The sequence below is a fragment of the Corynebacterium sp. S5S1 genome, assembly GCF_001913985.1.
Lineage (GTDB): Bacteria > Actinomycetota > Actinomycetes > Mycobacteriales > Mycobacteriaceae > Corynebacterium > Corynebacterium marquesiae.
Window position 1 is genome coordinate 1 of sequence record NZ_MKXT01000004.1, and the last position, 12,758, is coordinate 12,758.

Here is a 12,758-nt window from a genome sequence, read left to right on the forward strand (position 1 = left end):
CGACGATCCGATTCAGACAACGAATGAAACGGGCCAATAATCTCAGACACAACAACACCCTCCTAAGGGAAAGTGTTGCAACGACCCTCTGAACTCAAGGCTTTCAAAGGCATAAGAAAATCCCTGCTACGCCGTAGACGGTGTAGCAGGGATTAGCTTTAGCGTTTATTTATTCTTCTTGCGCTGCTGGGCGCGGCGCATGCGGCGGTTCATGCCGGCCATGTTCTGCGCCTGGTGGGGCATCGGGCCCTTAGGCATACCCGGGGTGGTACCCGGCATGGAGTCCATGGCCTCGATGCGGCGGATGTTGTCGTAGGTTTCGTTCTTATTGAAGTTGCGTGGCAGCTTCATGACCTTATTGCGCAGCTTGGATACGGGAACCTCGTCCTCGCCGTTGCCCACGAAGATTTCGTAGATGGGAACGCCGCCGGCGATCTTGTCTACACGCTTCTTCAGCTGGTTCAAGGTGGGGCGGACACGGTTCTTATTGCCCTCGCACACGAAGATGACGCCGGCGTTGCCGATGACGCGGTGGATAAGATCCTGCTGGCGGGTAGCGGCCACACCGGTCTTTACGGACCACACGATACCCACGGTATTGCGCAGCTGCTGCTCCAGCGCCCAGCCGGCAGCGCCCGGCTGGTCTTCTACGCGCTTGTACATATCGCGCTCAAGGCGGCGGGTAAAGAGGAACATGGCGAGCAACGCGCCAATGCCCAAACCGAGGATGAGCATGAACCACTCGCCGCCAAAAAGCAGGCCAATGAGGAAGAAGAGCAAGCCCATGCCCAGGAAGGCACCCAGCATGATGGGGATAAGCGCCTTATCCTGCTTGCGCTGCATATTGAATGCTTGCCACATTTGGGACCAGGTTTGCTTACGCTGCTGGCGCTTGGCCGCGCGTTCTTGCTTCTTTGCAGCCTTTAGTGCTGCCTTGTCATCTTTCGCCATGGCTCCTACTTTAAAGGTCAACGGGCATAAATGTTAAAACGGCCCACGCGAAAAGCGCAGGCCGTTATGAAAACGTTCGGTTTAGCGGATGGTGGCCGCCGCCGAATTCGCATTAGCCGGGGTCTTGGCCATGCGGGTGGTCACTGGAGTCTCTTCCGAGGGGCCGTACTTCTCCAGCAGGGTGGAGGCCTCTTGGGCAGTGGCACCCTGGGAGGTCTCGGCCAGGTGCTTGAGGTTTTCTGGCAGCTCGAAGCCGCGCTTTTCCATGGCCTGCACGTAGAGGCGGCCGGCGCGGTAGGACGAGCGCACCAGCGGGCCAGACATGACGCCGCCGAAGCCGAGCTCCTTGGCTAGCTTGGAGTGGGCGACGAACTCCTCTGGGCGCACCCAGCGCTCAATCGGGTGGAAGCGCGGGCCGGGGCGCAGGTACTGGGTGATGGTGATGATATCGCAGCCAGCAGAGCGCAGGTCACGCAATGCTTCCTCGACCTCATCCTCGGTCTCGCCCATGCCCAAAATCAGGTTGGACTTGGTAATCAGGCCATAGTCGTGGGCCTGGCGGATAACGTCCAGGGAGCGCTCGTAGCGGAAGGCCGGGCGGATGCGCTTAAAGATGCGCGGCACGGTTTCCAGGTTGTGGGCAAAGACCTCCGGCTTGGCCTCAAAGACCTCTTCCAAAAGGTCCGGCTTGCCGGAGAAATCCGGGGTGAGGTTTTCCACGCCGGTATGCGGGTTAAGCTCGTGAATCTTGCGCACGACCTCCGCGTAGAGCCATGCGCCCTCATCCGGAAGATCGTCGCGGGTAACGCCGGTAATGGTGGTGTAGTTAAGGTCCATTTCCCGGATATTTTCGGCCACGCGGCGCGGCTCGTCGCGGTCGAGTTCTTCCGGCTTGCCGGTGGCAATATCGCAGAAGTCGCAGCGGCGGGTGCACTTATCGCCACCGATAAGGAACGTAGCCTCGCGGGATTCCCAGCACTCGTGGATATTCGGGCAGCCTGCCTCTTGGCACACGGTGTGCAGGGAAGCGCCGGTCACGCGGGACTTCATGTCCTCGTAGCCCGGGCCGGTGCGGACCTGGTTGCGAATCCAGCGTGGCTTTTGTTCGATGGGTGACTCCGCATTCTTCTTTTCAATGCGGAGCATCTTGCGTCCTTCAGGCTTTACAGTCACAAAAACTCACTTTATCGGTTGATGGTGGTGATGGCTAATAGCTCTTCTAGGTATAAGTCGCCAGGGTCACATCCTATTCCGCGCCAGCCCCGAACGAGGGCTAGTCCCGCGCTTGCCGACGCCTCTCCCGTGCCCTTTCATTGGCCAGCTTCGTGGGATCCGGGGCTGAGCCGAAGGTGTGGTCGGCGACGATGAGGCGGCCCGAGAGGGCGTCGTCCAGCGCTTGCAACAGCGGCTGGGTGGCGTCCTCGAGGCTGACTTGGTGGCCCAGTTCTAAGGACAGAGTGGTCACGTCGGCGTCGTCGATGCCGCAGGCCACGATGTGGTCGTAGTATTCCAGCGTATTGCAGCAATTGAGCGCCAAGCCGTGCATGGTCACCCCGCGGGTAATGCGGATGCCCAGCGCGGCAATTTTGCGGTCGCGCTTCGGGGCAGCCGGATCCTTGGCCTGGGTGGTGGAGGGTACCCAAACACCCGAGCGGCCGTCGATGCGCCCTGCGGTGGTCACTCCCATCTGTCGCACGGTCTGGATGGTGGCTTCCTCCAAGCGGCGGACATAGTCGACGACGTCGACAGGCTCTGCCAGCTTGATAATGGGGTAGATGACCAACTGGCCCTCGCCATGCCAGGTAATGCGCCCGCCGCGGTCCACGGTGATAACGGGCAGGCCATTATCCGGCATATCCTCTGGCTGGGTGCGCTTGCCGGCGGTATAGATATTGGGGTGCTCAACCACGAGCACCACGTCGCCCTGCTCGCCCTTGGCGCGGGCGGCCGCTACCTCGGCCTGGTAATCCCACGCCTCTTGGTAGTCCATCCGGCCCAAGAAACGGACCTCTAGTGGCTTATCGGAGGCGCGGATGGAGCGCTCGGCGGGGAAGAAAGGATCGCGTGGTGCAGTCATAGCCTCAAAGTTTCCTCTGGTGCGGCGGGCAAAGCAAAGCGGGAGGATGCGCGTGGCACACCCTCCCGCGTGGGGCTGAATTAGTCCAGGCCGTTAGCGGATGCGTAGGCGGCGGCATCCATGAGCTCGCCTGCCTCATCTACCTCGACCTCGAAGAGCCAGCCCTCACCAAACGGGTCGTTGTTGATGACGGCGTAGTCATCGTGCACAGCCTCGTTGACGGCCTTGACGGTGCCGGTGACAGGGGAGTAGAGGTCAGAGACGGACTTGGTGGATTCGACTTCGCCGCAGGACTCGCCGGCGGTGACGGTATCGCCCACCTCCGGTAGCTCGGCAAAGACAACCTCGCCCAGGCGATCGGCAGCGACGGAGGTAATGCCGATGCGCACGGTAGCGCCAGCGACGGCGTCAGCGGTGGCGTTGACCCACTCGTGGTCTTCGGAGTAGGAGAAATCTTGTGGAAGGGTAGCCATGGTGATGTAGTCCTTTCGGGCTGGTTGAGAAAGTGTTTACTTATCGCGCTTGTAGAACGGCAACGCGGCTACTTCAAAAGGATAGCGCTTGCCGCGGATCTCTACCTCGACTTCGGCGCCGGGCTCGAGTTCAGCGCTGGTTTCCAGCAGCGCGATGGCCACTGGGTGTCCCAGGGTGGGGGAAGGCTGGCCGGAGGTGACGGTTCCGACCTTCTTGTCTCCCACGAATACTTCGGCTCCGGCGCGCGCGGCGCGGCGCTGCGTGGAGGTGAGACCGGTGATCGCTACCTGTGGGCCTTCGGCGGCGCGCTGGCGGATGACCTCGGCGCCGACGAAATCGGCCTCCTTCTTGGCAAAGGCACGCGCCATGCCCGCCTCTACTGGGGTGATATCGCGAGAGAGCTCGTTGCCGTAGAGCGGCATGCCGGCCTCGAGGCGCAGGGAATCGCGGGCGGCAAGGCCGCACGGCTTGAGGTCGTATTCCGCACCGGCCTTGAGCAGTTCTTCCCACAGCTGTGGGGCATCGGAGTTATACACGATGAGCTCGAAGCCATCCTCACCGGTGTAGCCGGTGCGCGCGATAATGGCGAAGGTGCGCGCTACCTTGCCCATGGTGGCAGCGTAGTAGCCGAGGTTATATACCTCGTCCTGCTTATTGTCTTCTACCAGCGGGACGAGGATTTCTGCGGCCTTAGGGCCCTGGACGGCGATCATCGCGACGTCACGGGACTCGTTCTTCAGGGTCACATCGAAGTCCTCGGCGCGCTTGTTGAGCTCGTCCCATACGGTATCGGCGTTGCCGGCGTTCGGGACGACGAGGAATTTATCCTCTTCAAAGCGGTAGGTAATAAGGTCATCGATGATGCCGCCGTCTTCGGCGGTAATCATGGAGTACTTGGCCTTGCCCACTTTGAGGGGCTCGAAGTTGGAGATGAAGGCGTAGGACAAGAACTTGCCGGCGTCGGCGCCGTTGACCCAGATTTCGCCCATGTGGGAGAGGTCAAAGAGGCCAGCGGTGCTGCGCACCGCGCGGTGCTCATCCAGCTCGTTCTGGTACTTCAAGGGCATGTTCCACGGGCCGAAGGCCGTGAAAGTGGCGCCGAGCTTTTCGTGCTCGGCATGAAGCGGGGAGGTGAGTAGTTCAGTCATGGTTACTCCTCAGAATCGTCGATGTCGAAAGCTTCTGGTGGTGGGCAGCTACAGACCAGGTTGCGGTCGCCGTAGGCCTCGTCGATGCGGCGCACCGGCGGGAAGTACTTGTAGCTGTGGCGCAGGGATTTCACGGGCCACGCTGCCTTTTCGCGGCTGAAGGCGAACTCCCACGCATCGGCACCGACGGACTCCGCGGTAAATGGTGCGTGGTGGATAACGGAGCCTTCGTAGGAAACCTCGCCGTCGATGATCTCTTGGATCTCCGCGCGGATGGTGCGCATAGCCTCAATGAAGCGGTCCAGCTCGCCCAGGTCTTCCGACTCGGTGGGTTCGACCATGAGGGTTCCGGCCACCGGGAAGGCGAGGGTCGGGGCATGGAAACCAAAGTCCACGAGGCGCTTGGCTACGTCGGCTGCGGTGACCCCGGAGGCGTCGGTAAGCGCGCGCAGATCCAGGATGCATTCGTGCGCAACCAAGCCAGCGTTGCCGGTGTAGAGCACAGGGAAGGAATCTTCCAAGGACTTGGCCAGGTAGTTCGCGCCCAAAATCGCGTGGGCGGAGGCCTGGGCCAGTCCCTGCGCACCGGTCATAGCAAGGTACGCCCAGGAAATTGGCAGCACACCCGCCGAGCCATACTTGGTATTGGTAATTGGTACGCCCTGACCTACCGGGGTAGCGGTGGTGGCATCCAGCTGCGGATCCGCGGCGTTGGTGGGCAGGAAGGGGATGAGGTGCTCGGCCACGGCGACCGGACCCACGCCCGGGCCACCACCGCCATGCGGAATAGTAAAGGTCTTGTGCAGGTTGAGGTGGGAAACATCGCCGCCGAACTGGCCGGGGCGGGCCCAGCCGGTCAGCGCGTTCATATTCGCACCGTCGATGTAGACCTGGCCGCCCACAGCGTGGACCTTATCGCATACGTCGCGGACCTCCGGATCAAAGACACCGTGAGTGGACGGGTAGGTCACCATGATGCCGGCGATGTGGTTGCCGTGCTTGGCAATCTTCTCATCCAAATCCGCCAGGTCAATAGAGCCGTCCTCGGCGGTCTTGACCACAACAACGCGCAGGTTAGCCAGCGTTGCCGAAGCCGCATTGGTACCGTGCGCGGAAGCTGGGATGAGCACTACATCGCGCTCGTTACCGCCATTGGCTACGTGGTAGCGGCGGATGGCCAAAAGACCCGCCAGCTCGCCCTGGGAGCCGGCATTGGGCTGGATGGAGACCTTGGCATAACCAGTGACCTCGGCCAGCCAGCCCTCAATCTCTTCTACCAAGGCGCGCCAACCGGCGGTCGTTTCCTCTGGTGCGTAGGGGTGGATGCCTGCAAACTCCGGCCAGGAAATCGGCTCCATGGCGGCGGTGGGGTTGAGCTTCATGGTGCAGGAGCCCAGCGGGATCATGGTGCGGTCGAGCGCCAGGTCCTTATCGGCCAGCTTGCGCAGGTAGCGCAGCATCTGGGTCTCGGAGTGGATGCGATTGAAGATTTCGTGCTGGAGTGGCTCCTCGCCACGCTGCAGGTTCTCCGGCAGGGCAAAGTCGGCCTCAGCGGCATTGGCGCCGAAGGCTTGGGCGAGCTTGGCGACGTCCTCCTTGGTTGCCGACTCACCAAAGGACACCGATACCTTGTCCTCGCCGATGGTGCGCACGAGGTAGCCCTCCTTTTGGAGGTCAGTCTTGATGGTGGCGGCGTCTACGCCGGCGACGGTCACGGTATCGAAGAAGTCCTCGGACACGAGTTGCTTTCCGGCATCCTTGACGGCCTGCGCAAAGGAGGAAGCGAGCGCGTGGACGCGCTGGGCAATGGCCTTGAGGCCTTGCGGGCCGTGGTAGACGGCGTACATGGAGGCGACATTGGCCAGTAGTGCCTGCGCAGTACAGATATTAGAGGTAGCGCGTTCACGGCGAATGTGCTGCTCGCGGGTCTGCAGTGCTAGGCGGTAAGCGGGGCGACCATCCGCGTCCTTGGACACGCCCACGATGCGGCCAGGCATCTGGCGCTTGAGCTTTTCCGTGACTGCCATGTAGGCAGCGTGCGGGCCGCCGAAGAAGAGCGGAACGCCAAAGCGCTGGGAAGAACCGAGCACAATATCGGCGCCCAGCGAGCCAGGTGCCTCCAGCAGGAGCAGCGAAAGCGGGTCGGTGGCCACGGTGGCCAAAGCGCCGCGGGTGTGCAGCTCCTCGATGATGGTGGAGGGGTCAAAGATGTCGCCCTCGGTACCGGTGTAGGCGATTACTGCGCCGATGAGGTCCTCGCCCACGAGGCCTTCGCGCAGGTCTACGATTTCTACCTCGAGGTCAATCGCGCGGGCGCGCTCCGCGGCGACGGTAAGCACCTGCGGGTGCAGGCGAGAATCCAGCACCACGCGGCGACCCTTCTTTACCGCGCGGGACATAAGTCCCACGGCTTCCGCGGTGGCGGAGGCCTCATCCAGCAAGGATGCATTGGCGATGGGCAGACCGGTCAGGGACTCAATCATGGTCTGGAAGTTCAACAGCGCTTCAAGACGACCCTGGGAGATCTCTGGCTGATACGGGGTATAGGCGGTGTACCATCCCGCGTCTTCCAATAAACCGCGGCGGATGACCGCGGGGGTGAGGGTGTCAGAAAAGCCTTGTCCGTAGAAGGACTTCAGCACGGTGTTCTGGTTGGCGTACTCCCGCAATGTAGCCTGCGCCTCATCTTCCGAGAGCGCCTCAGGAAGCTGAGGCAGTTCTGCGGCGCGGATCTTTGACGGAATGGCGGCATCGACCAGCGCGTCCACGCTGTCGTAGCCTACCTTCGCAAGCATGGTGGCCTGCTCCGCAGAATCCGGCCCTAGGTGGCGGGAGATGAATTCCATGTCAGTGAGACTCCTTAATAGGGGGACAGTGGCTGTAACCGCCCCAATTATATGTTTAACAATGGGTGAGCCGATCCCGCTTTGGAAACTTTTATGCAGCGCGTCACTGTATAGAACTGCACCCAGTGCGCTCACCATGGGCTTAGGGGCAAGGCACCCTCAACACCTCGAATAAAAAGGGATGGATTAGTCCGCCGTTTTCGGATCCGCCACCCCCACTTGGCACCCCAGACATAGCTGAAGCCTCTTAGCCCCGCAGTGGGGCTAAGAGGCTTCAAGCGGCGATAGAACCTTTAGACTTCGAGGTCTGCCTGGAAGTCTGCGGTCTGCAGGCGATCCTTGATGGTGGTGATGAAGCGGCCTGCGTCCGCACCGTCAACTACCTGGTGATCGTAGGTGAATGGCAGGTAGCACATCTGGCGGATGGCGATGGCGTCCTGGCCGTTCTCGTTGACAACGACTGGGCGCTTTTCGATAGCCGCGGTGCCCAGGATGCCGGCCTGTGGCGGAACCAAGATCGGGGTATCGAGCATGGCGCCCTCGGAACCGATGTTGGTCACGGTGAAGGTAGCACCGGTGAGATCGTTCGGCTTCAGCTTGTTATTGCGGGCCTTATCAGCCAGCTCTGCAATCTGCTGAGCGATCTGCGGCAGGGTCATGTCCTGCGCCTTGTGGATAACCGGGGTGAGCAGGCCTTTCGGGGTGTCAACGGCGATAGCGATGTTGACGTCCGAGTGGTAGGTCATCTCCTTGGTCTCTGGGTTATAAGACGCATTGACGTTCGGGTGGGAGACCAGAGCCTCGGCGGTAGCCTTCACGATGAATGGCAGGAAGGACAGGTTGGCACCGTGCTTGTCGATGAACGCCTGCTTGTTCTTCTTGCGCATATCCCAGATGGCAGTCATGTCGACTTCCTGGACGTGGGTAAGCTGCGCGGAAATCTGCAGTGCCTCGACCATCTTGGCGGCGGTGATTTCGCGGATGCGGTTGACCTTCTGGGTGGTGCCGATGAGCTCCTGCTTGGCCGGATCCACGGACTTGGTGGACCAACGAGCGCGAGGAGAGTTATCAGACTGTGCGCCAGACTTGGCAGGTGCATCGCCCTCACCAGCAGCGGCGAGCACGTCCTGCTTGCGGATGCGGCCGCCCACGCCGGTGCCCTCAACGGTGTTGAGGTCTACGCCGTGCTTTTCAGCCAGCTTGCGTACCAGTGGGGTGACATAAGGAACGTTGTCGCCGTTATTGACCTTGGCAGAGGTGTTCAGGGAGGAATCCTGCTTGGATTCCTTCTTTTCCTCAGCCTTCGGTTCTGGCTTCTTGTCTTCCTTTGCTTCGGCCTTGGGCTCTTCCTTCTTTTCTTCCTGTGGCTCTGGCTTGGCCTCGGAGGAGGATGCGGTGGCGTTTTCGTCGCCGATGCGGGCGATGACTTCGCCGACCTCGATGGTGTCGTCCTCGTCGGCGAGGATTTCTACCAGGGTGCCTGCTACTGGGGAAGGAATTTCGGTGTCGACCTTATCGGTGGAGACCTCGAGCAGTGGCTCGTCTACCTCGACGGTGTCGCCTACGGACTTCAGCCACTGGGTGATGGTGCCTTCGGTGACGGATTCGCCGAGTTCTGGCATTTCCACGTCGGCTGCGTCGCCGGAGCCGCTGTTGGAGGAGTCAGCCTTTGGCTCTTCCTTCTTTTCTTCTGCTTCTTCCTCGCCCTTATCAGCGGAGGAGTCGTTGGATGCGGAGCCTGCCTCATCCTCGTCACCGATGATGGCGATGACCTCGCCAACCTCGATGGTGTCATCCTCGTCAGCCTTAATTTCAATAATGGTGCCGGCTACGGGGGAAGGGATTTCGGTATCGACCTTATCGGTGGAGACCTCGAGCAATGGTTCGTCTACCTCGACGGTGTCGCCTACGGACTTCAGCCACTGCGTGATGGTGCCTTCGGTTACGGATTCGCCCAGCTCGGGCATCTCAACGGAGTTCGCCATGAGTTATAAGACTCCTCGAAAGTTGGAAGTGTTCTATCGCTACCCGACAATCTTACAGCGTGATGCTCACCCTCGTGCAGATGTGGGGTTAGTAACTACCCTCCTTCCGGGTAAGCTAGGGAATTATGTTCAACCCTTTCCGCCGCAATAAGTCCAGATCGTCGCTGCGACCACCCCGCGGACCGGGGGAGACCATCCGCCCGGAAGACGCGCAGGATCTGCAACAATGGGCCGCCGGAAAGGTATATGTAGAGGCCTTTGTAGAACCGGAAACTGTAGTCAATGAGATGTCCGTAGTTGTGGTTGATGAAAGCGGCGAGTTCATTCGCCGTCGAATCGGCGGACCAAAGGGCATCGATGCGGTGGCTAAATTATTGAGCTGCGATATTTATGACGTGGAAGAAACCGGCTATCCGCAGCGCATGCGTGAACGCATGGAAAGGCAGCGCATCTTGCGCAAGAGGGAAGAGCAAAGGCAACGCCGCGCCCGATTTGAGCGCGGCGAAAATCCCGATACAGGGCGAGAGCTAAGCTAGGTCAGCATCCTCGCGTAAATAAATTTGAGACCCGTTGCGGCGGAATTCGGCGGATTTTTCCTGCATACCTTCCTCTGGTGCTGAGCCGTGGGCTGCCGCGCGGACCTGGTCGCCCAGCGTCGGCATGCCCAGCTCGGCCATTTGCCCGCCGAACATCTCGCGGATGTCTTGGCTAATGCGCATGGAGCAGAACTTCGGCCCACACATGGAACAAAAGTGTGCGGTCTTTGCTGGCTCAGCAGGCAACGTTTCATCGTGATAGGCCTGCGCGGTCTCTGGGTCGAGGGAGAGCGCAAATTGGTCATTCCAGCGAAATTCAAAGCGGGCCTTGCTCATGGCATCGTCCCAAGCGCGGGCGCCTGGATGTCCCTTGGCCACGTCCGCTGAATGCGCCGCAATCTTATAGGTAATGACGCCAGTTTTTACATCATCGCGGTTGGGCAGTCCCAAGTGCTCCTTCGGCGTGACATAGCACAACATGGCTGTACCACCCATTGCGATATGGGCGGCACCGATGGCGGAAGTGATGTGATCATAGCCAGGGGCGATATCGGTAACTAGAGGGCCGAGGGTATAGAAGGGGGCATCTGAAGCCCAGTCCTGTTCGAGTTCGTTGTTTTCTTGAATCATGTTGAGAGGCACGTGTCCGGGGCCTTCCACCATGACTTGGACGTCATACTCCCAGGCGCGGCGGGTAAGCTCGCCGATAGTCTTTAGCTCTGCAAATTGGGCGGCGTCGTTGGCATCGGCAAGGCTGCCGGGGCGCAGGCCGTCGCCAAGCGAAAATGCAACATCGTATTGAGCGAAAATCTCGCACAGCTCATCGAAGTGCTCGTACAGAAATGACTCTTTGTGGTGAGCAAGGCACCATCCCGCCATGATGGAGCCACCGCGGCTGACAATGCCGGTCACGCGATTGCTTGCTAGCGGTACATACGCCAAGAGCACACCGGCGTGAACGGTCATATAGTCCACACCCTGTTCGCATTGCTCGATGACGGTATCGCGGAAGATTTCCCAGGTCAGATCCTCTGCCACGCCATTGACCTTTTCCAATGCTTGGTAAATAGGCACGGTGCCAATGGGAACTGGGGAATTGCGCAGAATCCACTCGCGGGTGGTGTGGATATCGTCACCAGTGGAAAGATCCATTACGGTGTCCGCGCCCCACTGGGTAGCCCAGCGCAGTTTGGAAACTTCTTCCTCGATGGAGGAGGTAACCGCGGAGTTACCAATATTGGCGTTGATTTTGGTGAGAAATTTTCGCCCAATGATCATGGGCTCAGACTCGGGGTGGTTGACATTATTAGGGATAATGGCGCGGCCGCGAGCTACCTCAGCGCGAACGAATTCCGGATCGCAGTGCTCACGCAGTGCTACGAATTCCATTTCGCGGGTGATGATTCCTTGGCGAGCGTAGTGCATTTGAGTTACGCGGCGCCCGGGCTGAGCCTTAAGCGGCGGGCGCTTAGAGCCTTTCCACTCTTGGGAAGACGCCCCGCGGCGCTGTGCGGCACGTCCATCGTCAGCCAGCTCGCGGCCGCGACCGGCGTACTCTTTGGTATCTCCGCGCTCGCTAATCCACTCGCTGCGCAGGGCCGGTAGCCCCACTTCAGGTGCGCATTCTGGCCCACGCGTGCGGTAGACGCGGAAGGGCTCATTGGGGCCTTGTGGGGAATCATCCAGTTGGATTTCGGTCTCTGGAACTTCTAGACCGTCGTGGTGAATGGGGGAATAGGAATGCTTAGGGTGGTTTTCTGGGGCAGCCGTCATGGCAAGCGCTCCTCTCTTCCTTCGTAGGTATTAACCAAACAGGTTCGAACGGTCTATGCGCAGCTTTAGCGCACTCTCAGCCCGTGCTCGGGCACCCGTGGGGACGCAGATCACCCTATAACAATCGTCTCGCATAGCGCAGAGCTTTCGCCATTTGGGTGGAGACGTATTTGTCGAGGTGAGGTAGTAGGAGCCTTGGTGGCACAATTCAACAGGAAACTTTCAGGTACCTGACACCCGGATCCAATATCGGCATTCCATACTTAATTCATGCGTTTGAGAGAGCGCATGCGAGAGAGATAGAGAGAACCCCTCCTGTTTCCAGAGGGCGGCTGCATTAGCCGATACATGGAAACACCTTGTAGAGAGACGCCAGCGGCCCTCGGACCAGATTCGGTTCGAGGGCCGTAGGCGTTTTCATGTGTTTAGCAGATGGTGGCGCCGGCGGCGGCCAACTCTTGCAACGCGGCCTCGCCGCGGGCTTCGTCCACTGGGGAGCAATATTCACGCAATACGCGGACGGCAAAGCCCTCCCTGAGGGCGTCGGCGGCCGTGGCGCGCACGCAGTGATCGGTGGCAATGCCCACGATATCCACGGCGTCTATGTGGCGCTCGCGCAACCAGTCAGCGAGCAAGGTGCCGTTCGCAGCGCCCTCGAATCCGGAATAGGCGGCGGTGTATTCGCCCTTGCGGAAGTAGGCTTGCGCCGGCCCGATGGCCTCATGCATGGCTGCCCCATGGGACTCGGCTACGCAGTGCACCGGCCAAGAATCGACAAAATCCGGGTCCGTAGAAAAGTGAGAACCCGGATCGATGTGCCAATCCTGCGTGGCTACGACGGTTTCGTAATCCCGTTGCAGGGTAGCGATTTTTACAGCGACCTCGTTGCCCCGCTCGGTGCCTAAGGCGCCGCCGGGGCAGAAGTCATGTTGCACGTCAACGATGATTAAAGCAGGCTTCATGCTTCT

At 60.2% G+C, this 12,758-nt stretch carries 10 protein-coding genes and 1 riboswitch; of the genes, 1 reads left to right on the plus strand and 9 read right to left on the minus strand.

Annotated features, from left to right (window positions below):
• Positions 1-165: 165 nt before the first annotated feature.
• The 7 genes from BKN05_RS02030 to sucB all read right to left on the minus strand — a co-directional run bounded on the left by BKN05_RS02030 (position 166) and on the right by sucB (position 9,481).
• A complete protein-coding gene (locus tag BKN05_RS02030) occupies positions 166-951 on the minus strand; it encodes a DUF4191 domain-containing protein (RefSeq protein ID WP_225746687.1) in 786 nt (261 codons plus the stop codon).
• An 81-nt stretch (positions 952-1,032) separates the two neighbouring features.
• Positions 1,033-2,097: a lipoyl synthase gene (gene lipA / locus BKN05_RS02035; RefSeq protein ID WP_286687879.1), complete on the minus strand. Its 1,065-nt coding sequence runs from the start codon at positions 2,095-2,097 to the stop codon at positions 1,033-1,035.
• A gap of 127 nt (positions 2,098-2,224) precedes the next feature.
• Positions 2,225-3,028, minus strand: coding sequence for a lipoyl(octanoyl) transferase LipB (lipB, locus tag BKN05_RS02040; protein ID WP_286687824.1), 804 nt, complete (start codon positions 3,026-3,028; stop codon positions 2,225-2,227).
• Between the two features lie 80 nt (positions 3,029-3,108).
• Positions 3,109-3,501 carry a glycine cleavage system protein GcvH gene (gene gcvH / locus BKN05_RS02045; protein WP_005324433.1) on the minus strand — a complete coding sequence of 131 codons (393 nt, stop codon included), beginning with the start codon at positions 3,499-3,501 and terminating at the stop codon, positions 3,109-3,111.
• 36 nt (positions 3,502-3,537) lie between these two features.
• A complete protein-coding gene (gcvT, locus tag BKN05_RS02050) occupies positions 3,538-4,650 on the minus strand; it encodes a glycine cleavage system aminomethyltransferase GcvT (RefSeq protein ID WP_286687825.1) in 1,113 nt (370 codons plus the stop codon).
• Positions 4,651-4,652: 2 nt separating this feature from the next.
• Positions 4,653-7,496 (minus strand): aminomethyl-transferring glycine dehydrogenase, encoded by a 2,844-nt coding sequence (gene gcvP / locus BKN05_RS02055; RefSeq protein ID WP_286687826.1) that lies wholly within the window; start codon positions 7,494-7,496, stop codon positions 4,653-4,655.
• A gap of 293 nt (positions 7,497-7,789) precedes the next feature.
• The gene (sucB, locus tag BKN05_RS02060; protein ID WP_286687827.1) at positions 7,790-9,481 is read right to left on the minus strand and encodes a 2-oxoglutarate dehydrogenase, E2 component, dihydrolipoamide succinyltransferase; all 1,692 of its coding nucleotides are present in this window, start codon (positions 9,479-9,481) and stop codon (positions 7,790-7,792) included.
• Positions 9,482-9,606: 125 nt separating this feature from the next.
• Here sucB and BKN05_RS02065 point away from each other — a divergent pair, with 125 nt between their 5' ends.
• Entirely contained in the window at positions 9,607-10,017 is a 411-nt protein-coding gene (locus tag BKN05_RS02065; protein WP_286687828.1) for an oxidoreductase, read from the plus strand.
• On the opposite strand, the gene thiC is transcribed toward BKN05_RS02065, so the two are convergent.
• The gene (thiC, locus tag BKN05_RS02070; protein ID WP_286687829.1) at positions 10,009-11,790 is read right to left on the minus strand and encodes a phosphomethylpyrimidine synthase ThiC; all 1,782 of its coding nucleotides are present in this window, start codon (positions 11,788-11,790) and stop codon (positions 10,009-10,011) included. The genes BKN05_RS02065 and thiC overlap by 9 nt on opposite strands.
• Positions 11,789-11,899: riboswitch (TPP riboswitch) on the minus strand. Its footprint overlaps the gene before it by 2 nt.
• A 316-nt stretch (positions 11,900-12,215) precedes the next feature.
• Positions 12,216-12,752 (minus strand): isochorismatase family protein, encoded by a 537-nt coding sequence (locus tag BKN05_RS02075; protein WP_286687830.1) that lies wholly within the window; start codon positions 12,750-12,752, stop codon positions 12,216-12,218.
• Between the last annotated feature and the right edge of the window lie 6 nt (positions 12,753-12,758).

What these genes read in the sequence shown, in the direction of transcription:
- gcvP (WP_286687826.1), bottom strand. Translation starts at nt 7,496, where the DNA reads ATGGAATTCATCTCCCGCCACCTAGGGCCGGATTCTGCGGAGCAGGCC.
- thiC (WP_286687829.1), bottom strand. Translation starts at nt 11,790, where the DNA reads ATGACGGCTGCCCCAGAAAACCACCCTAAGCATTCCTATTCCCCCATT.
- sucB (WP_286687827.1), bottom strand. Translation starts at nt 9,481, where the DNA reads ATGGCGAACTCCGTTGAGATGCCCGAGCTGGGCGAATCCGTAACCGAA.
- BKN05_RS02030 (WP_225746687.1), bottom strand. Translation starts at nt 951, where the DNA reads ATGGCGAAAGATGACAAGGCAGCACTAAAGGCTGCAAAGAAGCAAGAA.
- lipA (WP_286687879.1), bottom strand. Translation starts at nt 2,097, where the DNA reads ATGCTCCGCATTGAAAAGAAGAATGCGGAGTCACCCATCGAACAAAAG.
- lipB (WP_286687824.1), bottom strand. Translation starts at nt 3,028, where the DNA reads ATGACTGCACCACGCGATCCTTTCTTCCCCGCCGAGCGCTCCATCCGC.
- gcvT (WP_286687825.1), bottom strand. Translation starts at nt 4,650, where the DNA reads ATGACTGAACTACTCACCTCCCCGCTTCATGCCGAGCACGAAAAGCTC.
- BKN05_RS02065 (WP_286687828.1), top strand. Translation starts at nt 9,607, where the DNA reads ATGTTCAACCCTTTCCGCCGCAATAAGTCCAGATCGTCGCTGCGACCA.
- gcvH (WP_005324433.1), bottom strand. Translation starts at nt 3,501, where the DNA reads ATGGCTACCCTTCCACAAGATTTCTCCTACTCCGAAGACCACGAGTGG.
- BKN05_RS02075 (WP_286687830.1), bottom strand. Translation starts at nt 12,752, where the DNA reads ATGAAGCCTGCTTTAATCATCGTTGACGTGCAACATGACTTCTGCCCC.